Origin of the sequence: Parasphingorhabdus sp., from assembly GCF_039939955.1 — a bacterium.
Classification (GTDB): Bacteria; Pseudomonadota; Alphaproteobacteria; order Sphingomonadales; family Sphingomonadaceae; genus Parasphingorhabdus.
The window spans coordinates 514997-536060 of record NZ_JBDVHS010000002.1 but is presented as its reverse complement, the minus strand read 5'-3'; the positions used below and the strand labels follow the sequence as shown (position 1 = coordinate 536060).

The window sequence follows — 21064 nt, the reverse complement described above, 5'->3', positions numbered from 1 at the left end:
GCCATGATCACCCGCCACTTTCTGACCATTCCCGCAAGCGGGGCAAGACCAAAACGGGTCGTGCACTATCGCCGATGCGGCTCCGGTCCTATTTTGCTGATGGTCCATCAAAGCCCCCGCAGTTCGGCCGAATATGAAGAATTGATCCGCAAATGGTCGCGAAGCTTCACCTGCATCGCGCCCGACTCTCCCGGTTTCGGACAATCCGATCCACTGCCGGGCGTGCCGGAAGTCGGCGATTTTGCCGATACCGTCGTGGCCTTTCTCGATCAGTTGGGCGTGAAGCGCTGCGCTGCATATGGCTTTCATTCCGGCGGCATAATCCTCGCGCATCTTTTAAAGCGCCACCCGGACCGGCTGTCTGCTCTCGCCATCGGCGGCTATGCCATTTGGACCGCGGAAGAAATGCGCATCTTCGGCGAACAATATATACCCGAATTTCATCCCCAACCCTATGGCGAACATCTCGCCTGGCTGTGGAACCGTATATTGGAACAGAGCTGGTTCTTCCCTTGGTTTGATCCACGCGATGAAACCCGCTTGTCGGTTGCCCATGCCGATCCCGAACGCTTAAACGCCATCGTTATGGAGATGCTGGACGCCGGCAATGCCTATCGCTTTGGCTATCGTGCGGTGCTGCTGGCTCCCGGCGAAGTCCCTCCACCCGACGCGGATACCGCCCCGGTCCTCCTCAGCGCCTATCGCGGCGACCCGCTTGGCGCCCATCTCGACCGGATTGACCAGATGCCGAAAAACTGGCGTGCGGAAAAAGTGGAAAGTCCGGCTGATCACCAAGACCTCAGCTTCGCCTTTCTATCAGAACATGCCGAGAATAGTCCCCAAAAACTCGCAGAAGACGACAGTGCAGGCTTCGTTGCGGTCGGAGAAGGATTGATCCACTGGCGGGGAACACGCGGCGCGGAAAATATGTTGCTACACGCACCGGGCGCCGAACTGGCAGAACCATCAGCCGGAGAATTGGCGATTGATGTTCCGGGCCATGGCCTTTCCAGCGACTTTGAAGATTATGGCGCGGCAATCGAAGCCGCACGGATCGCACTGGGCGCGTCGAACCTTCTGTGGCCCGCCATACCGCCCGGTGATCCGGACCGGCTCTACCCCGATTTAACCCCGGACCGTTTCGGCAGCTATCTGCAACGTGCCTGGTCGGTGGCACGGGCCTCCGCGATATTCGTGCCATGGTATGCTGCGGACGAATCCCATGCGATAGCGGTCGACCAAAGCATGCTCACCCCCGCGGCAATCGCGCTGCGGGCAAGGGCGTTGCTCCGCGCGGGGAAATCCGCCGCGAAATGGCATCAGGAAATCATCTCACACAGACAATGAAGCCCAGATGGGTCTGTATCATGAAGGCGGAATACTGCTTTTAAAATTCAGCGAGCAAACGGCCCAGACCGTTGATTTTATCCTGAATGCCACAAGCACGCAGAGCATGCCAATAGGTCGCCGCATTGATCGCAATCACCGGCTTGCCCAAACGCGCTTCGGTCTCGGCTGCTAAATCAACCATCGAAAGATTGGTGCCAACCTGCACCAGTGCATCGACATCCGGACCGTCTAATTCGGCCAGCACTTCGGTCAGCTTTTCCGGGGTTACTTTTGCAATGTCCGTCCAACATTTACATTTCAGCGAGACATCACGCACGACCTCAAAACCGGATTCTTCCAGATAGTTTCGCACTTCAGCATTGGCGGCGGGGAAATAGGGGGAAACAAAACTCACCCTTTTGATCCCGCCATAGGCTTTCAGCGCCGCAACCAGAGATTCCGAACCGATACTGACATCGATCCCGGCAACCTCTTCGACTTGCTGTTTGAATTGTTCACCGCCAGCGATACCGCCGTAAAATGTGACCGCCGACATGCCCATCACAAGATAGTCCGGTTTGCATGTAATAACCGACCGCACCGCGTCCATCGTATTGTCCGAAATCGCCTGCGTACCCGCAAAAAAGTCTTCGTCGGAAAGCGCCACCGGATCGGTCACGAAAATCCGGGAATAGTGGTTTGTGATTCCGTTTGGTCGCATGCGCTCCATATCGGGCTGCACCACCGTATTGGTTGACGGTCCGATCACACCCATCACCTTACGTGAGCCTAGAACATCAACCATTATTCTCTCCGGTCTAAACGATCGCTTCTGCTTGAGCCAAGCTCTCATACATTGACTGACGCATGAGATATTTGCGGCGCAGAACATCGTCCTGCTGTATTGTAAGCATTTCCTGACGTTTGCGCTCATGCGCATTGCCTTCATTTCCGCCGCGCATGAACTTCATATTCTCGATTGTCTGGGTCTGTGTAAAACTATGGGTGACTTGCCGCCGTTGGCGGTCATAAAGTTCCAGGTTGCCGTTCAACGTCCCTGATTTCAGGATCGGTTCCAGCTTCTCAAAAAGGTTGAATGCATCATGCACGCCTGAGTTCATCCCAAAACCACCGAGCGGGTTGTTGAGATGCGCAGAATCGCCAATCAAGATCACCCGGTCCTCGACAAAGGATTTCGCGACTCTCTGATGCACGCGATATAATGTGCGATGGCGCGTCTCGACAGCGGCGCCATTTCCAGTCAGTCGATCAAAAATCTCGTTCTTCATTCTGTCCGAGCGCAATTCATCGTCGCCCAGCGTGCCATCCGTGGGCACCAAAACGCGCCACAATGACGGAACGCGCAACAGAACCAGCCACTCCTCTGGATCAGAAACATAATTGACCGGAGCCAGACCCGGCAAATGGGCCACAAGATCCTCTTCCGTCGAGAGACAGAGGAACCTCTCTGCATAAGTGAAGCCGTCAAATTCAATGCCCAGCCATTTTCGGACGATGCTGTTCGCCCCGTCCGCGCCGATCAGATAGTCGGCGCGCAGATGGTCGATGCCCAACGCAGTTTCAACTGCAATATCCACGCCACTGCCATCCTGTTCAAAGGACAGCAAGCGGTTGCCAAAACGCATATCGGCATTGTCGAATTTTTCCAGACCATCGGCCAAGGCACGAGACAAATGATATTGTTCGCACTGGATTCGAAAAGGATAGCGCGTGACATCGGATAGTTCGGACAGATCGAACTCAATGAATTCACCGGATTGACGATCGCGCCAATGATATTTTGGGGCTTCCAAACCTTTATCAAGCAACATCGGTGTAATGCCGATTTGATCCAGCATTTCCAAGGTCGGCGGATGGAACGTGGAAGCCCGCAAATCCTGAGCGCAATCCGCGCCCGCTTCCAGTATAACGACATCAACACCAATTTGTGCCAGCAATGTTGCCATTACTGTACCAACCGGACCTGCTCCAGCGATTACAACCTGACAGCGTTCCCGCTTCATTTAAGCATGTCTCCAATATTTTCAATCACCTGAGCTCTATGGACGTAAAATTGGCATTTCTAATCAAACTGCTAGCGAAGTATCCGCCTTGCGGTGATTACGGGTAGAAGAGACATGACTATAAGCTGTTCTGTGCACATATGATCGGCAACGGGAGATGGCCTTTGTTTCAAAATTTCAATGCTAGAATTGCGCTGCTTTTCTCAGCCTGCACGCTCGTTTCATGCCAGCATATTGCGGACACGTCGGACGCCGAAGTGCGCCAAGGCAGCGAATATGAGACTCGCTTTCAAACCTTTCTCCGCGATCCCGGCAACTATGCCTATGCGCCAATGGAAACCATCGCCGGGGCTTCTGACTATTTAGCTCTGCCTGCAGGCGGAGAAGAGAGCTTTGCGCCAGAAGCCCTTGCCGAAGCGCAAAACTATGCTGCCGCCAATCGATCCAGCGCCTTCCTGATCTGGCATAATGGCAAGCTGGTACGCAGCTGGTATGCGCCGGACACTCAGGCGGATACAGTGCTCAATTCGAAATCTCTGTCCAAGCCGTTGACCGCCATTGCAGTCGGGCGGGCAATTGCATTGGGCAATATTCGTGACCTTGATCAACCGCTGTCTGAAATCGTCACGGAGCTAAAGGGGAAACCCAAGGGCGACATATTGGTCCGGCATCTATTGGATATGCGCACCGGATTGCTGGATCAGGGATATAGTCTAGATCCAGCCCACCCTTTTAACCGCGCTTATCTGGATCCCGATCATGGCCAATATATCCTGGACCATTATCCGCTGATCGACCCGCCGGGATCACGCTATACCTATAATAACGCCACTGGCGATTTGATCGCTCTGGTTATCGAAAAAGCCACCGGCCGACGCTATGCCGAATTTATTGGCAGTGAAATTCTCTCTCCCATTGGTGCCCAGGGCGGCGAAGTCTGGCTAAACCGCGAAGGAGGGCTCGCCCATTCGGGCTGCTGCATGAAATTACCGGCCGAAAGCTGGCTGCGATTGGCCGTACTGCTGGCGCAAAAGGGAGATTGGGATGGCAAGCCATTATTGCCCGCAGGCTATGTCGAGGAGATGCGGCGCGGCACAGCGCAAAATCCTAGCTATGGTCTCGGCATTTGGTTGGGTGAGCCCTATCGCGAAAAGCGCGGATTTGGTGCTCCGGGAACCATCGGCCTCACCGTATATCAATCCGAACCCTTTCTAGACCCGCAGATATATATGTTCGACGGCAACAGCAATCAGACGGTGCATATTTCCCCGAAGCATAAGCTTGTCGTTTTGCGGATGGGCGCGACGCCGCCCAAGGACCCGGTCTGGGACAATGCTGCACTGCCTAATATTTTGATTCGCGGCCTGCGCCAATCAAACTAGATCGGTCGGACTAGACAGCCGCGCAAACGGTTTTCCATTCCAGATAATTGTCCATCGCCTGCTTGCCGCTATCGCGACCCCAGCCCGATTGCTTAACCCCGCCGATGGCCAGCGATGGATCATACATGGCGTGGCAATTGATCCAGACCGTTCCGGCTTTGATATCGCTACTCATCCGATGTGCGTTGGACAGGCTTTCCGTCCAGACGCTGGCGGCCAGACCAAAATCACTATCATTGGCAGCAGCGATGACGTCATCCACATCGTCGAATTTCTGAACCGCAAGCACCGGTCCAAAAACCTCTTCGCAGACAATTTCCATATCGGGAGACACGTCCGCCAATACGGTTGGCGCGATGAAGGTTCCAGCCTCCCCGCTGCGCTCGCCGCCTGCCAAAACTGTGGCGCCCGCGGCCTCGGCGCGTTTGATAAATCCTTCGACACGCTCTGCCTGACGCACCGACACCAGCGGCCCCATCTGGGTTTCAGGATCCAGACCATGGCCCATTTTGAGCCCGTTGGCATATTCCACAACACCCGCCACCAGACGGTCATAGATCGCACTATGCGCATAGAGGCGCGAACCGGCGATACAGACTTGCCCGCCGTTAAAGAAAATCGCGTTGGCAACGCCCGGAATGGCCAGCTCCAGATCAGCATCGTCCATAACGATACAAGGCGACTTGCCGCCCAGCTCTAACGTGACCCGTTTGAAATTTGTCTTCGCTGCATCCAGAATAGCGCGGCCTGTTGCGGTCGAACCGGTGAAGGCAATCTTGTCGACACCGGGGTGTTTGGCCAGAGCGGCACCGGTTTCGGCACCATAGCCGGTGATGACGTTCAACACACCGTCAGGCAATCCCGCTTCGTCCATCAGCTCCGCGAGGCGCAAGGCAGTGAGAGACGTGTCTTCCGCAGGTTTCAAGACGATCGTGCACCCGGCCGCCAAGGCAGGCGCCAGCTTCATCGCGGTCAAAACAAGTGGTGAATTCCAGGGCACAATCGCGGCAACGACACCGACAGGTTCGCGAACCGTCCACGTCCGCATCTGCTTCCCTTCGGGTTGATAGTCGATCGAGCTTTCCAGCGTCTGGCCTTCGATATTCATGGCCTGACCGGCAAAGAAGCGGAACTGGTTCACCGCCCCGGGGATTTCGGCCCAGCGCCCGACAAAAAGCGGTTTGCCCTGGTCGAGGCTTTCCAGCTCTGCCAACGCGTCAATATTGGCCTCTATAATATCGGCAATGGCCCACAAGATTTTGGAGCGATTGACGGGGGTCGTATTCTTCCAACCCGGCAGGGCATTCTGGGCAGCGGACACGGCTTCATCGACGTCGGCCGACCCTGCCAACGCTAGCTTGCCGGTCACTGATCCGGTTGCGGGATCCACCGTATCAAAAGTTTTGCCATCTTCGGCGGTTTTCCACTGGCCATTGGCTAGCAAGCCTTCGCCGCCGGCTCGGCGTGCGAGGAACTGCTGATTTTCAGGATGAAGCTTAGTTAGATCAAAACCCATGGCAAATATCTCCAGAATGTATGCCTGTACTGACTCGCTAAACGCCGAAGCGCCATGCTTAGCTACTCAAAAATTCGCTTGTCGGATAAGAATATCCGAAAAGAGCCTAATCACTCTGAGTTACGCTAGCAATATTGCCACAACATTGCCTTTGCGATTCCCGCATTTGGCGTAAATTAATTGGGGAAGCTATGTCCTATCGTTTGGGAGTAGACGTGGGTGGCACGTTTACGGATCTTCTGTTGCTGGACCAGCAGAGCGGAAACTTCTGGCGACACAAGACACCATCCACGCCACATGACAGCTCGCAAGGCATATTGAACGGCGTCACAGCCATTTGTCAGGAAGCGGGCACCAGCCCATCGGCAATCGAATTTTTCCTCCATGGCACCACGGTCGCTACAAACGCGATGCTGGAAGGAAAAGGGGCCCGCGTTGGCCTCATCACCACCGTTGGTTATCGCCAGACCATGCAGATCGCCCGCAGCTTCGTGCCCGGCGGACTGGCCGGTTGGATCGTATGGCCCAAGCCCGAACCGCTTGCCGCTTTAGAGGACAGCTTCGAAATTAGCGGCCGTATCGATGCGCAAGGCAAGGAAATTGCTCCAATTGACGAAGCCGAAATCCGCAAGATTTTGGAAAAATTGAAAGAATCCGGGATCGAAGCCCTGACCGTCAGTCTGATCAATTCCTACCTGAATGGCGGACATGAAAGCCGGATAGGCGCGCTGGCCGCCGAGATCATGCCCGACATTCCATTCTCGCTAAGCCATCAAGTGCTTCCCGAAATGCAGGAATATGAGCGCACATTGACCACGGTCGCCAATGCGTCCGTTCGCCCGGTTGTCGGAAAATATGTCCGCAATTTGCGCGACAGTCTGCGGTCCTGCGAAATGAACGGATCGCTTTCCCTGCTCCGTTCCGATGGCGGCCTGATGTCTTCGGAAAAAGCAGAAGACCATCCTGTCTCCTTGTTGATGTCCGGACCGGCGGGCGGCGTAACCGGCGCAATATGGGTCGGTCGCAACGCCGGCATCAAGAATATCCTCACACTCGACGTTGGCGGCACATCTACCGATGTTGCCCTGATCGAAAATCTCGAAGCGCGGCGGCAGCGAACAACAGAAGTCGGCCACCTTTCGGTGCGCGCCTCGGCTCTGGATGTCAAAACCGTTGGCGCTGGCGGCGGCTCCATCGCCTATGTGCCCGAACTGACCGGCGCTCTGCGGGTTGGTCCGGAATCAGCCGGCGCAGTGCCCGGCCCCGTCGCCTATGGCAAAGGCGGGGTCCAACCGACCGTCACCGACGCCAATGTGGTGCTGGGCTACCTGCCCGAATCTCTGCTCGGCGGATCGTTCAAGCTTGACCGCGAAGGCGCGGAAAAATCCATCCAGAATATCGCCGACACGCTAGGAATAAGTCTGATGGAAGCGGCCCGCGGTATCATCGATATCGTCAATGAAAATATGTTTGGCGCCTTGCGGATGATCTCGGTTCAACAAGGCTATGATCCGCGCCATTTTGCGCTGATGGGCTTTGGGGGTGCTGGCCCGCTGCACGTCAATGCCGTGGCCCGACTAATGGATAGCTGGCCGGCCGTCTCACCGGTTTCTCCCGGTGTGCTTTGCGCGCTCGGCGATGCGACGACCCGGATGCGGACAGAAACCGCCCGCAGCTTCTCTCGCCGGTTCAACGAAACCGATGAAGCAGAAGTAATCGGCCTGCTCCAAGAAATTTCTGCGCAAACACGCGCCGAATTGATGGAAGAGGGCATAGCGGACGAAGACATCACCTCACAGTTTGAACTTGATGTCCGCTACGAAGGGCAAGCGTTCGAAGTGCCGCTCTCGATTGACGAGAAAACACTGCTAGAAGATGGCTTGAAAGGCGTCACCGACCGGTTCGATGAAGAACATCACCGCCTGTTCACTTTCAATATGGAAAGTGCCCATGAACTGGTGAATGTCAGGGCCGTCGCATTGGGCCCTGAACTGGACCTGCCAGCCCCGACGTTGGAAAAAGGCGATGGTGACCCGTCTGCAGCGAAGATACGCGACCATCAACTATGGGCCGACGGCAAGATGCAAGCAGCGATCATATATGATCGCGCGAAACTATTGGCCGGCGACGTGATACCCGGACCGGCCATTGTCATCGAAATGGACTCCACCACTCTGATCGAAGCGGACTGTATCGGCACCGTCGATCCGGTCGGCAACATTCTAATCAACCTGGCCTGAGGAGGGATTTATGCCTGCACAGATTATTCAGTCTAACGAAACACCCTTCAACACGGTGGCAATTGATCCCGTCACGCTGGAAGTGATCGAAAATGCCTTGCGGAACGCGCGGATCGAAATGGACGCCACGCTGGTGCGCACGGCAATGTCTCCGGGCATCCGCGAGCAGGGCGATGCTTTCCCCCTCATCGCCGACAGCAAGGGCCGGATGATTGTCGGCCAGTTCGGTAGCTATATCGGCCCGTTCCTCGAAGGATTTGACGGCACGGTCGAAGAAGGCGATCTGATTTTCCTGTCCGATCCCTATTCGGTCGCCGGCGCGATCAGCCATTCCAACGACTGGCTGGTGCTCATGCCGGTGTTCAAGGATGGCCGTCTGATCGCTTATACGTCCATGTTCGGCCATATGTCCGATATCGGCGGCAAGGTTCCCGGATCCATGCCGATCGATGCGACAAGCATCTTTCAGGAAGGCGTCCGCATCCCGCCCATCAAAATCTGGAAAAGCGGCGAATATAATGAAGACCTGATCAAATTGATCATGCACCAGACCCGCACGCCGGACTGGTGCAAAGCCGATCTCAACGCACTGATCGCATCGTGCCGCGTTGCTGCGCGCCGGGTGGTCGAGCTGTGCGATCGATTTGGCGAGGATGTCTATGCCTCTGCCACCGACCTGCTGCTCGAACGCAACCATCGTGCGATGCAAAAGCTGATCGAGACGTCGGTGAGTGAAGAGAAAGTCAGCTTCGAAGATTATATCTGCGACGATGGCATGGGCTATGGGCCCTACAAGATCCGCTGCACCATGTGGCGCGAAAACGGTCGGGTCATTCTGGATTTCGAGGGCACCGATCCGCAATCCAAAGCATCAATCAACTTCCTGTTGAACGAAAATATGATGAAGATGTTCTTTGGCATCTACATGATCATGGTGTTTGATCCGCAGATTCTGTTCAATGACGGTTTCTACGATCTTATCGACGTTCGCATTCCGGAAGGCTCGCTGCTGAAACCGAAATTTCCAGCAGCCTTGTCCGGTCGGACCCATGCGCTTGGCCGCTTGTTCGACATCCTCGGTGGTCTGCTCGGCCAGAAGACACCGGAGTTTCTTAACGCCGCGGGCTTCTCGTCCTCACCGCATCTTTTCTATGCCGGGACCGACAAGAACGGAAAATGGTTCCAACTGTTTCAGATCGGTTTTGGCGGCATCCCAGGAAGGCCTTTGGGCGACGGACCGGATGGTCACTCGCTGTGGCCGGGCTTTACCAACGTTCCGAACGAATTTCTCGAACGCTATTTCCCGTTGCGGATCGAGCGCTATGAAACCGTATCGGATTCCGGCGGGCCGGGCCTCCACCGCGGCGGCAACGGCATCAACATGGTCTATCGTTTCCTCGAGCCGGGCGTCATTGCTATCCATGATGACCGCTGGTTCGTACCGCCTTGGGGCGTCAATGGCGGCGAACCCGGTGCCCGGGCGCGCAAGCTGCTGATCAAGAATGACGGCACCGAAATCGTGCTCGGCAACAAGCTGGAAGATTATGAAGTGGAAGCCGGTGATCAGCTGCATTTCGTCACCTGGGGTGGCGGTGGCTGGGGCGATCCGCTCGAACGCGAACCCGAATTGCTTGCCGTCGAGTTGGAGAAAGGTCTTGTGACCGTCGAAGGCGCACTCCGCTATGGCGTTGTGCTGACCAATGGCAAAGTCGATCAGTCTGCAACCGACGCGCTGCGCACGAAAATGCGCGATGCCCGGGATGGCGATTTGCCCACGTTCAACTACGGCCCCGATATCGAAACGCTGCGCGCCAATTGTCTGGCAGAGACCGGACTTCCGGCACCGAAGCAGCCCCAATGGCAGACGGCCGAATAACAAACCCCGATTTTCAAGGACAGACACGAATGGCAAACCCTATCCTGCGCGAGAAGCTTGCGGCTGGTAAATTCTTTGTAATTCCTGGCATCCAGGACATGATAACCGCAGTAATCGCGAATAAAGTGGGCTTCGATGTCGTCTACGGCACTGGATATTGGTTGACTGCCTCGGCCTGGGGCCTGCCCGATGCCGGCATCGCAACCTATACCGAAATGCGCAATCGGATGGAGACGCTGGCACGGACCAGCAACGCTGCGGTAATTGCCGACGGCGACACCGGCTATGGTGGTCTGTTGAACGTGCATCACACGGTGAAAGGCTATGAAGCGTCGGGCGTTACCGCAATCCAGCTGGAAGATCAGGAATTCCCGAAAAAATGCGGGCACACCCCGTTCAAACGCCTGATCCCGCTGGAAGACATGGTCGAGAAGATCAAGGTCGCAGTTGACGCCAAAGAAGACGAGAATTTTCTGATCGTCGCGCGCACCGATGCCCGGGAAAGCGAAGGGATGGATGGCGTCCTACGCCGTCTGGAAGCCTATGAAAAAGCCGGCGCAGACGTAATTTTCCCGGAATCACTGACCAGTGAAGAAGAAATGCGGCGGGCCTGCGCCAATTTTGAAAAGCCGGTCATGGCCAATATGTCCAATGGCGGACTGTCACCGGTTCCCAACGCGTCGATATTGGCAGAAATTGGCTATAGCTTCGCCATTTATCCGTCTTTGACCAGCCTTGCCGCCGCCTCTGCGATGGAGACGGCTCTGATCGGCCTGAAAGAAGAGGGCATCGGACAACCGGATGGGATTTTTGACTTTAGCGAATTCTGCTCTTTGATCGGATTTGAAGATGTTTGGGAGTTCGAGAAGAAGTGGGCACAGGACGCAAAGCCATCCAGCAGATAGCTATTCCGCTCTTCGGATAAAATATCCGACTATCGGATAAATGATTCCTATTTGCGGACATTTGACTTATTGATGTCACCTTTCTGTCATCGGCATAGAGAGGTTCAGATAGTCATGGAAAAAGGCGTACCGATTCGATCCATTACGCGAGCGTTTTCTGCGCTGCGGGCGATAAACCGTCATGGCTCCATGACGATGATGGAAATAGCGAAAGCCGCAGAAGTTCCCTATCCAACGGCCTGCCGCATTGTCCAAACATTGCTCTATGAAGGCCTGGTCGAACAGGAACCTGCGCGCAAACGCTACCGTCCCACCGCTTTGGTCCAGACACTAGCCACCGGCTTTCAACATGAAGACCAATTGGTGAGCGTCGCGCGACCCCATATTGTCGATTTGACCAAACGCGTCGGATGGCCAGTGTCTATAGCCGTCCGCGTAGGCCGCAACATGATGCTGCGGGACAGCACCCACGCCAATTCCTCGCTGACCTTCGAACATTATTACCCCGGTTTCACCGTTCCTATTCTGGATAGCGCTTCGGGAAAATTGTCCATGGCCTTTGCCCAGGATGAAGACCGCGAGATGATTCTCCGCTTCATGCGTATTTCACAGGAGATAGATATCGACTATCTCTCGACCGCGGAAATCGGCCTGAACGTCGACCAAATCCGCGAAGAAGGCTACGCAACACAGGGGCGCAACCATTTCAACCTCACGCCGGGCAAAACGTCGTCAATCGCAGTTCCGATATTCAAAAACGGCCATTTTGAAGCTGCGATGACGATGGTATTCTTTGTTGCAGCGATGAAGTTGAGCGATGCGCTAGAAGATTATCTCGACGATTTGTTGAAAACAGCCGCTGCGATCAGTCACGGGCTTAGCAACAATTAACGGCCCGTTCCCGTAATATCGACCGAAACGGGAACCCATCAAACGGGTTCCGACCGACAGTCATAATGGAACAGACCGAGAGACTCCTCGTCCTTCGCCTTGCCGATACCAAATAGGTCGGCATCCTGTCCTTGCATGCGATCAGCATTGGCGTTGGATTCGGATTGTATCCAAGTGGCCCGTTCATGGCGGGCGGCTTGATAGCGCGACAGCCCTTCGGCAATATCATCAGAAGCGGCCAATGCGCGCGCCATGATGACGGCATCTTCGATACCACAGGCGGCGCCATGACCAAGAAATGGCGTCATCGCATGGGCTGCATCTCCGATCAGCGTGACAGAATCATCGATGATCCAGTCGGGAAGCGCGCCCCGGGCATTTATCGCCCATTTGAACATCGGTTGTTCACAAGCCGCTGCGATTAATTTCTGCGCGTCATCACACCAATCGGCATAGATTGCCTCAATCTCGGCAGGGTCAGCGGCAATCGCCCACCCGTCATCGGTCCAGCCATCCTGCCGCGCAAAAAACACAAGGTTCATCGCAGCGCTGCCCCGAATATTATAGCGCGTAATCATTGCGCCCGGCCCAATTATGATGCCGGGAAAGTCAGACAGTTCCTGAAGTTCCGGCGTTACCGGCACCAAGGCGCGCCAGGCAACATGGCCGGTAAAATGCGGTTCGGTCGGTTCGAAGCGCTGACGAATGACCGATTTCACACCGTCAGCACCGATCAACAAATCACCGGTTACGCGACTGCCGTCGGCAAGAATTGCGGTTGATCCCTCGCTATCGACAACGGCGCTATTGGTGCGCATATCGACACCTGCTGTACGTGCGGCAGCGGTCAATAAATCGTGCAGATCAGCCCGGTGTATGGTCACGTAGGGCGCGCCATATTTCTCGCGTTGGGTAGACCGGTCCATCGTGACGAGCGCCCGGCCATCTTCCCAATGCTGGATGCGTTGGCGGGATGGCTCAACACCGGCCGCAGCGACCTCTTCACAAATACCGATGAAGTCCAAACCCTTCATCGCATTGGGCGACAGCGTCACCCCGGCACCAATTTCTCCAAATTCCGGAGCGGATTCCAGCAGGGTCACCGCAAAGCCTTGATCAGCAATCGCGGCTGCAGCCGTCATCCCGGCGATACCACCGCCCACAATTACAATTTTTTCAGGCCGGCTCATCCCAATTGACCTGGAATATGGCTTTCATGATTATCCAAATACCACGCCGCAATTTCTTCACGCGTTGCCCACCAAACGCCCGGCAGCGACTTGGCATGTTCGATAAATTCGCGCAGCGCCCGCACCCGATGAGCGCGACCGGATACATGGGGATGGAGACCGACGTTCATGATCCGTCCGCTGGTGGCACCCTCTTCATAAAGGACATCCAATTCTTCAATCAGGGCGTCGCGGAATTGGTCCGTGGTGAAATTCTTGCGCGTGATGAAGGTGAAATCATTGATCTCATTCGAATAGGGCACAGACACGATCGGACCGTTTGGCGTACGCAGCATATAGGGCTGATCGTCATTCATGATGTCACAATAAAACGTGCAGCCATTTTCAGCGAGAATATCGGCTGTTTGCAGCGTGCCCCGCAATGAAGAGGATAACCAGCCTTTCGATTTTCGGCCGGTGAATTTTTCAAACTGCTCCAACGTCCGCAAGACTATTTCACGTTCTTTCTCAGGATCGCCCGCAAAATTGGTCAACAATTCACCCTGCTCCCAATTGTGGGTCAGCAGTTCCCAGCCACGCTCCAAAACGGCATCGGTCATCGCTTTGCGTCGTTCAAAGGTCACCGCATTGGTCGTGCAACTGGCCTTGACGCCGAGCTCGTCAAACAGATCGAACAGGCGCCAGATACCAACGCGCTGGCCATATTCGCGCCAGCTATAATTTGGAAAATCTGGTGTGTTGCCAGGCAAAATATCCGGCAAGATAGATGGTCCGCCCGCATAATAAGGCTTGTCCGTATCTTTGGTCAGATCCCATGTCTCCAGATTGAAAGTCAGGATCAAAGCGACCTTCGCACCATTGGGCCATTTTAAAGGCTGACGCTCTGGCAAGGGGACGTAATCATATTCCATTTAATCTACCTGCTTGTGGCTGACTTCAACCGGTTGAAACATATTCATCATCTCCGCCCCAGTCTATTGCTAGCCCTTGTCCACCGTTCGGACAACAGCTTGAAGCAACAGGGCTGGGTTGCGCTTTCCGTCAATTTCGAAACTTGATAGCCTATGGTGAGCGGACTCCCCACCAGTCGGATATTTGCCGTAGCGCTTTAAGCCCAACCGGTTCAAATCATGTAGCAATAAAGCTTGTCAAAAATCGGCTGCATCCTGCATCCTATGGACCGATGACGAGCCGGCCGTAATGCCCAAAGACATGCAATGGAGAAAACCCAATGTTCACCAATCGATGGTCCCCGAAAATGACCTTAGCCTGCGCTGGCGCGGCAATTTTGGCAGCGATGCCGGCCTGCTCAGCTGCGCAGTCAGGGAAACCGGCCACATCGGCATCTGTCGCAGCTCCATCAGAAGAAGCGCAGCCCCGCCTCACCATTGCAGAGCTACGTGAGCGTTACGGCGACGAGCAGAGCCGCTATGCCAACATCAAGGGCGTTGAAGTCCATTATAAAGACGAAGGCAGTGGACCGGTGTTGCTGATGGTCCATGGATCGGTCAGCTCGACACGGACATGGGATCGGATAACAGAAATCCTGAAACCCAACTACCGGGTCATACGGTTCGATATCCCGGGCTATGGACTGTCCGGCCGCGTATCTGATGAGGCCGCAGCCAATATTCAGCCCATCGAAATTGCCGAAGAGCTTGTGGAAATGCTCGGCGTCAAGAAGCTCACCTTCGTTGGCGTATCCAGTGGTGGCACCATGGGCATGTATCTGGCCGCCAAACGCCCCGATCTGGTGGAACGGCTGATCATCTCCAACACGCCATCGGATCCGGTTGATACGAGCCATTTGGTGATGCCCGAAAGCTTCCTCAGCGCAACTGCAAAATCCCGCAAAACAGGCTTTTCAGATATGACGTTCTGGAATGAATATTTGACCTATTTTGCCGGCGATCCTGCGCGGATCAGCGAACAGACGCGCAAGGAATATTATGATTTCAACCGCCGGACGCCGGAAAAACACCCGATTGCTTTGGTTGCGCGGATTGGTGACGGTGTGCAGGCCAAAATCGAAATGAAGAAGATCACGGCACCGACATTTCTGATCTGGGGCGGCGCGGATGCCCTGCTTCCCGAAAGCGCAGCAGATGCGATCACCGGCTATCTCGGGTCGGCGCAGATATCCCGTGTGATCATGCCGGACGTCGGTCATTATCCACCGCTGGAATCGCCCGATCGTTTTGCACAATGGATTGCGGCCTATGTCGAAGCCGGCGTGATTTCCGATGCTGAAGCAACAAAACCATGATGGTCAAAGCGTGTCGGAAGGTTTGACTGTGGCAGGCGCTAGGACGCTCTATGAAAAATTGTGGGAGAGCCACCGCGTCTGCGATCTGGCTGATGATGAAGCCCTCATCTATATCGACCGCCATCTGGTGCACGAAGTTTCCAGCCCGCAAGCTTTTGCGGCCTTGCGCTCCAGCGAACGGAAACTGCGCCGCCCTTTGACCCATTATGCCGTTGCGGACCATGCGGTACCCACGCGCGACCGCAATGCGGCGATTGAAGACCCGCTGGCTCGGGCGCAAGTGGCCGAGCTGGAAGACAATGTCGCCGCCTTTGATATGCCTTATGCCGCCTTGCAAGGCGCAGATCAGGGCATCGTCCATGTCATTGGCCCGGAAAGCGGTTTCACCTTGCCCGGCACCACCATCGTATGCGGAGACAGCCATACGACCACCCATGGCGCCTTTGGCGCCTTGGCTTTTGGTATCGGCGCCAGCGAATGCGGCACCGTCATGGCCACCCAATGCCTGCGTCAGAAAAAAGCGCGGACGATGTTGGTGCAATTGTCGGGAACCCCATCGCGCCATGTCACTGCCAAGGATATTGCCTTGGCGCTGATTGCACATATCGGCACCAACGGCGCTGCCGGCTTTGCTGTGGAATATGCGGGCCCGGCTGTGTCGGCCATGTCGATGGCCGAACGAATGACCTTGTGCAATTTGACGATCGAGGCTGGTAGCCGGGTCGGTCTGGTCGCACCGGACGCAACCACTCTAGATTTTGTAAAAGGCCGCAGGCTCGCGCCAAAAGGGCCATCTTGGGACCGGGCTGCGGCTTACTGGCTAGGCCTGAAAACCGACAAAGGCGCGCAATATGACCTCATGGTCGAGCTAGATTTGGATAAGATTGAACCACAAGTCACCTGGGGCACAAGCCCCGACCAGAGCGTGTCTATTGGCGGCGCTATTCCCGAACCAGCGATGCACGAAGATATGGCCGCACGCCGACAAGCGGAAACCGCCTTGGAATATATGGACCTGCAAGCCGGCACATCGCTGGAAGGGACAGCCATTAGCCACGTCTTCATCGGATCATGCACCAATGGTCGCATCGAAGACCTACGCGCCGCCGCTGCCGTCGCGGCCGGCTGTTCGGTTGCATCCGAAGTAACAGCAATCGTCGTCCCCGGTTCGGGCGCCACGCGCCTTCAGGCAGAAGCCGAAGGGCTGGACAGAATTTTCTCCGAGGCCGGTTTTCAATGGCGGCATCCGGGCTGCTCGATGTGCGTCGCAATGAACGACGACCGTCTGGAACCGGGAGATCGCTGCGCCAGCACGTCCAACCGCAATTTTGAGGGTCGTCAGGGGGCCGGAGGCCGAACCCATTTGATGAGTCCCGCCATGGCTGCTGCCGCCGCCATCACCGGCTGCATCACCGATGTTAGAAAATTAGCACAATGAAAGCTCAGCCCTTTAAGACCTTGTCCGGCATCGCCGCTCCTCTCGAACAGGACAATATCGATACCGATATCATTTTCCCGGCGCGTTTTCTGCTGATTACCGCGCGCGAAGGACTGGGCCGCTATGCATTTCATGATCGACGGTTCGAAACCGATGGCCAAGAAAACCCGGATTTCATCCTCAACCAAAACCCCTTTCGCGAAGCCCCCATCCTTCTGGCAGGTGCCAATCTCGGATCGGGATCAAGCCGCGAACAGGCCGTCTGGGCCTTGCTTGGCTTTGGTGTCCGCGCGGTCATCGCCCCTAGTTTCGGGGAAATTTTCCAAGCCAACTGCTTGCGCAATGGCATATTGCCGATCACCCTGCCGGATGAAACCGTACGAAAATTGCTCGGCCGCGCAAAAGATGGCCTGAATTTGACCATTGACCTGGAAAGCCAGACCATAGCAGTGGAGGATGATGTTCGCTTTGACTTTGATATCGCGCCAGAACGGAAATTGGCTCTTATCAATGGCTGGGATGAAACTGCGCAAATCCTGAATCAAAGAGTGAATGACATTAGCGCCTTTGAAGCAAGGCAACGCCAAGACCAGCCTTGGCTCTATGAAAGAGAGATGACTCCATGAGCGAAGATGACCTGCTTGAGAATTATCGCCGGGCCTATGACACCAGAGTCGGTTTCGGTCAGCGGCCCGCCCTGATCCTGATCGATTTCTGCCAAGGCTATTTTGACCCCGATTGCGATCTATATGCGGATGTAGATGATGCACTGGCTTCGGCCTTGCGTGTACGCGAAGTGGCTCGACAAGCAAAAATACCGGTAATCCTCACGGGCGTATCCTATCACCCGAGTACGATTGACGGCGGACGTTTCTTCGAAAAAGCCGCACCGCTGCGTTATTTTGTCGAAGGCAATCCTATGGGCGCTTTTGCCGAGGGATTGGACCCACAGGATGATGAATTGATCATCACCAAACAATATCCGAGTGCCTTTTTCGGAACCTCCCTGGCCTCCACCCTGACGGCCATGGGCGTCGACAGCGTGCTACTGACCGGACTGACCACCAGCGGCTGTGTGCGCGCGAGTTGCATCGATGCCATGTCACACGGGTTTCGCACAGCGGTCGTTGCGGAAGCCTGCGGCGATCGACACGAAGCACCCCATGATGCCAACTTGTTCGATATGAACGCAAAATATGCGGATGTTGTCAGCGAAGACGAGACCGTGAAATTCCTTCAGGGTCTAGGCTAGGCCGTTACAGCGCCTAACCGCTAGATTGTCATGGGTTCCAAGGCTTCCAGTCGGACACCCCAAGGCGTTATAGCCGCCACCGCCCGACATTTTCCGTGCAGCGCCCAGTCCACAGGAACAGGACCGATGGTTTTACAGCCGCCGCTCTCCGCACGGGACTGAAAATCGGAGATGCTGGAAACCGGAAAACGCAAAGCCCCCCAGCCCCGCTTTGGCGGACAATCGGCAGAAAAATCCAGTCCGTCGCAACCGAATTGAATGATCTCGACCGAACCTTCCATCAGTCCATTGGCTTGATAGACGCCAACCGTGACCAATATATCCGGGGCCAGACCCGCAGGCAGGCCCATGCAATTGCGCCCATCGGGATGCGTCCAACTGGCTTCCTGAACCACCTGCCATCCCAATTGTTCGACATAAAAGTCGCGGGCGGCAGAAAAATCGGACACCACCTGCGTGGCGTTGAACAGCCACGAAGCTGGTCCGCCAACATCTTCAAATCCAGAGAGCGGCGGCTTTATCCGCTCCATCAGGGCAAAGCATAATCCGTCACTATCGCGTTCCAGAACTTCACGGACGGAAACCGGATCAAAATCAAAGCCGGTGATCGGAGCGGGAGACACAAATCCCTGCATCCCCATTGCATGGTGCAAATCATCAATGGATTTCAGCGCTCTTATATTGACGTCGAAGAGCCCGCCCGTGTCCCACGCCTGCGCTCCGTCGCGCATGATAGCGTGCGATTGCTTTTGCGACGACAGCAAACGAATCTGACCGCGATCACTGGTCGGATGGGACAGCACAAGTTCCTGCACAGCTTGCTCGTCCTCCATCCCCAGCAAAACCAAAGCGGCCTCGGGTGCCTTTCCCCGATAGATTTCGACAAAGCCCAAAGCCGCCGCAATACGCTGCCCGCTGCTATCCAGGTCGTCGACAATCCCGACCGCTTCCTGAAACCCGTTATCCATTGCAATCATTTGCAGACAAACCTTTTGAACCAAGAATATGATAGACCAGCACAAACCTTCATCCGCGCGGCGATCAGGCACGCTGCTGACCGACCAACGGATAGATCGGGAAGCGACATAGGAAGTGACATTTTTGATCCGCATCCATAGACTGGATCAACGGAGCCAAATGAAATGACCGGTATTAAAAAGCCAGCAAGCCTAGTGAAACAGATGCAAAAATTGCTGGGCGCGGAACGCGTGCTTACCGAGGCCGATGATCTTTCCTATTTTTCCAACGATGTATATCGCTCGGGTGGCGAACCGCTGGCAATTGCGAAGCCTTCATCGGCAGAGCAAGTCCAGGAAGCAGTGCGGCTTTGCGCCGCAGCGGGCGTAGCAATGGTGCCGCGCGGTGGCGGTGCCTCTTATACCGATGGCTATCTCTATCCTGCCGGTGGTCATCTTCTCTTTGATCTCGGTGCGCTGGATGAGATCAAAATTGACGCCGCAAATTTACTGGTCACCGTTGGCGCCGGCGCCACATGGGCGAAGCTGAAAGAAGCGCTCGACGCGCAGAAATTGCGTACGCCTTTCTGGGGCCCGTTTTCCGGTCTTGCTGCCACTGTTGGCGGTAGCATGAGTCAAAATACGGTCAGCCACGGCAGCAGTGCCCATGGCGTATCGGCCCAATCCGCACTTTCGATGGACGTCGTGCTTGCCAATGGAGAATTGATAACCACCAGCGCCGCCACATCTACCCGCAACTATGGCCCTGATCTGACCGGGCTATTTACCGGAGACTGTGGGGCATTCGGACTAAAGACAGCGATCACGCTGCCCTTGATCCGGACGCTGGACCATTGCGAACCAATGAGCTTTGCGTTTGATGATTTTGAATCCTATCATCGGGCGACACAAATCGCTCAGGCGGAAAGACTGGATGACTCCCACTTCGGTCTGGATCTCGCTCTGTCACAAGGACAAATCGGCCGGCAAGAAGGCATCGGCGCGCGATTAAAAATTGCGACGGAAGTGATGCGCAAGGCGCCGCGCAAATTACAGGGCCTCGCCCAATTGATGCGCATGGCCATAGCCGGTGAAGACCCGATGCGCTCCGGTGCCTATATGTGCCATTTCATTGTCGAGGGATTTGATCCCGCTGATGCCGCTGCAAAAGCGCGCCGTTTGCGCTATCTTCTAGCCGATATCGGTCGGGAAATTGCCAATTCTATGCCGACCTTTGTCCGGGCAATGCCCTTTGCGCCGCTGACCAATATTCTAGGCCCCGGTGGCGAACGATGGGTGCCGGTCCACGGCATATTGAATCATGATGCCGTTGTTGCATTCAACGCAGCATTTCACGCCCTGATAGCCGAACAGCAGGTGGAGATGGACCGTTTGGGCGTCTGGCTGGGCACGATGTTCTCGCCCGCTGGTCCTGCCGGTTTCCTCTACGAGATCGCGCTCTATTGGCCCGACAAGCGCAGCAGCTATCATCACGAAACTCTAGGTGCGGATCACATCGCCAGCATTCCCGCTTTTGAAGAGAATGTCGAAGCCCGCGAATATGCCAATGTTTTAAAAGAAGCGATCATAGCGCTATACCAGAATTTCGGTGCAGCGCATTTCCAGATCGGTCGTGCTTATCCTTATCAGTCACGCCTTGATCCGCAGGCGCTCAGTCTGGTCAAGGCCACGAAGCAGGAACTCGATCCGCGCGGATTGATGAACCCGGGCGCTTTAGGCCTTTAATCAACACCCCAAAATGCAGGATTGGCAGCACCCAACCGGCCGCGCTTTGACCC

Annotated in this window: 17 protein-coding genes; 11 read left to right on the top strand and 6 right to left on the bottom strand. The window is 55.5% G+C overall.

Going from position 1 to position 21064, the window contains the following annotated elements:
- The first annotated feature begins 3 nt into the window (after positions 1–3).
- Positions 4–1347, top strand: coding sequence for an alpha/beta fold hydrolase (locus ABJG22_RS02810; RefSeq protein WP_348018712.1), 1344 nt, complete (start codon positions 4–6; stop codon positions 1345–1347).
- A 40-nt stretch (positions 1348–1387) separates the two neighbouring features.
- On the opposite strand, the gene ABJG22_RS02805 is transcribed toward ABJG22_RS02810, so the two are convergent.
- Both ABJG22_RS02805 and ABJG22_RS02800 read right to left on the bottom strand, forming a co-directional pair.
- Entirely contained in the window at positions 1388–2134 is a 747-nt protein-coding gene (locus tag ABJG22_RS02805) for an arylmalonate decarboxylase (protein ID WP_348018711.1), read from the bottom strand.
- Positions 2135–2147: 13 nt separating this feature from the next.
- Positions 2148–3353: an FAD-dependent monooxygenase gene (locus ABJG22_RS02800; protein ID WP_348018710.1), complete on the bottom strand. Its 1206-nt coding sequence runs from the start codon at positions 3351–3353 to the stop codon at positions 2148–2150.
- Between the two features lie 164 nt (positions 3354–3517).
- Between ABJG22_RS02800 and ABJG22_RS02795 the strand changes: the two genes are divergently transcribed.
- Complete coding sequence (locus ABJG22_RS02795; RefSeq protein WP_348018709.1) at positions 3518–4735, top strand: serine hydrolase; 1218 nt, start codon at positions 3518–3520, stop codon at positions 4733–4735.
- A 10-nt stretch (positions 4736–4745) separates the two neighbouring features.
- Here ABJG22_RS02795 and ABJG22_RS02790 read toward each other — a convergent pair whose 3' ends face one another.
- Positions 4746–6251, bottom strand: a complete 1506-nt coding sequence (locus ABJG22_RS02790) for an aldehyde dehydrogenase family protein (RefSeq protein ID WP_348018708.1) — start codon at positions 6249–6251, stop codon at positions 4746–4748.
- Between the two features lie 191 nt (positions 6252–6442).
- Here ABJG22_RS02790 and ABJG22_RS02785 point away from each other — a divergent pair, with 191 nt between their 5' ends.
- The 4 genes from ABJG22_RS02785 (at position 6443) to ABJG22_RS02770 (ending at position 12163) form a co-directional block, all read left to right on the top strand.
- Complete coding sequence (locus ABJG22_RS02785; RefSeq protein ID WP_348018707.1) at positions 6443–8491, top strand: hydantoinase/oxoprolinase family protein; 2049 nt, start codon at positions 6443–6445, stop codon at positions 8489–8491.
- A 10-nt stretch (positions 8492–8501) separates the two neighbouring features.
- Positions 8502–10367: a hydantoinase B/oxoprolinase family protein gene (locus ABJG22_RS02780; RefSeq protein WP_348018706.1), complete on the top strand. Its 1866-nt coding sequence runs from the start codon at positions 8502–8504 to the stop codon at positions 10365–10367.
- A 29-nt stretch (positions 10368–10396) separates the two neighbouring features.
- On the top strand, positions 10397–11272 hold the full coding sequence (locus ABJG22_RS02775; protein ID WP_348018705.1) for an isocitrate lyase/PEP mutase family protein: 876 nt from the start codon (positions 10397–10399) through the stop codon (positions 11270–11272).
- A gap of 114 nt (positions 11273–11386) precedes the next feature.
- Positions 11387–12163, top strand: a complete 777-nt coding sequence (locus tag ABJG22_RS02770) for a helix-turn-helix domain-containing protein (protein ID WP_348018704.1) — start codon at positions 11387–11389, stop codon at positions 12161–12163.
- A 38-nt stretch (positions 12164–12201) separates the two neighbouring features.
- On the opposite strand, the gene ABJG22_RS02765 is transcribed toward ABJG22_RS02770, so the two are convergent.
- Together ABJG22_RS02765 and ABJG22_RS02760 are read right to left on the bottom strand one after the other, a co-directional pair.
- Positions 12202–13353, bottom strand: coding sequence for an FAD-dependent monooxygenase (locus ABJG22_RS02765; RefSeq protein WP_348018703.1), 1152 nt, complete (start codon positions 13351–13353; stop codon positions 12202–12204).
- Positions 13350–14264, bottom strand: a complete 915-nt coding sequence (locus tag ABJG22_RS02760) for a polysaccharide deacetylase (protein ID WP_348018702.1) — start codon at positions 14262–14264, stop codon at positions 13350–13352. The genes ABJG22_RS02765 and ABJG22_RS02760 overlap by 4 nt, the downstream gene beginning before the upstream one ends.
- 347 nt (positions 14265–14611) lie before the next feature.
- On the opposite strand from ABJG22_RS02760, the gene ABJG22_RS02755 reads away from it, so the two are divergent.
- The 4 genes from ABJG22_RS02755 to ABJG22_RS02740 are packed head-to-tail and all read left to right on the top strand — an operon-like array spanning position 14612 to position 18309.
- Positions 14612–15619, top strand: a complete 1008-nt coding sequence (locus tag ABJG22_RS02755; protein ID WP_348018701.1) for an alpha/beta hydrolase — start codon at positions 14612–14614, stop codon at positions 15617–15619.
- Positions 15597–17057: a 3-isopropylmalate dehydratase large subunit gene (leuC, locus tag ABJG22_RS02750; RefSeq protein ID WP_348018700.1), complete on the top strand. Its 1461-nt coding sequence runs from the start codon at positions 15597–15599 to the stop codon at positions 17055–17057. Before ABJG22_RS02755 ends, leuC begins: the two co-directional genes overlap by 23 nt.
- Entirely contained in the window at positions 17054–17683 is a 630-nt protein-coding gene (gene leuD, locus ABJG22_RS02745; RefSeq protein WP_348018699.1) for a 3-isopropylmalate dehydratase small subunit, read from the top strand. The genes leuC and leuD overlap by 4 nt, the downstream gene beginning before the upstream one ends.
- On the top strand, positions 17680–18309 hold the full coding sequence (locus ABJG22_RS02740) for an isochorismatase family protein (protein WP_348018698.1): 630 nt from the start codon (positions 17680–17682) through the stop codon (positions 18307–18309). Before leuD ends, ABJG22_RS02740 begins: the two co-directional genes overlap by 4 nt.
- 20 nt (positions 18310–18329) lie before the next feature.
- On the opposite strand, the gene ABJG22_RS02735 is transcribed toward ABJG22_RS02740, so the two are convergent.
- Positions 18330–19277 carry a hypothetical protein gene (locus ABJG22_RS02735; protein ID WP_348018697.1) on the bottom strand — a complete coding sequence of 316 codons (948 nt, stop codon included), beginning with the start codon at positions 19275–19277 and terminating at the stop codon, positions 18330–18332.
- Between the two features lie 174 nt (positions 19278–19451).
- Between ABJG22_RS02735 and ABJG22_RS02730 the strand changes: the two genes are divergently transcribed.
- Positions 19452–21011, top strand: coding sequence for an FAD-binding oxidoreductase (locus ABJG22_RS02730; RefSeq protein ID WP_348018696.1), 1560 nt, complete (start codon positions 19452–19454; stop codon positions 21009–21011).
- Positions 21012–21064: the final 53 nt, after the last annotated feature.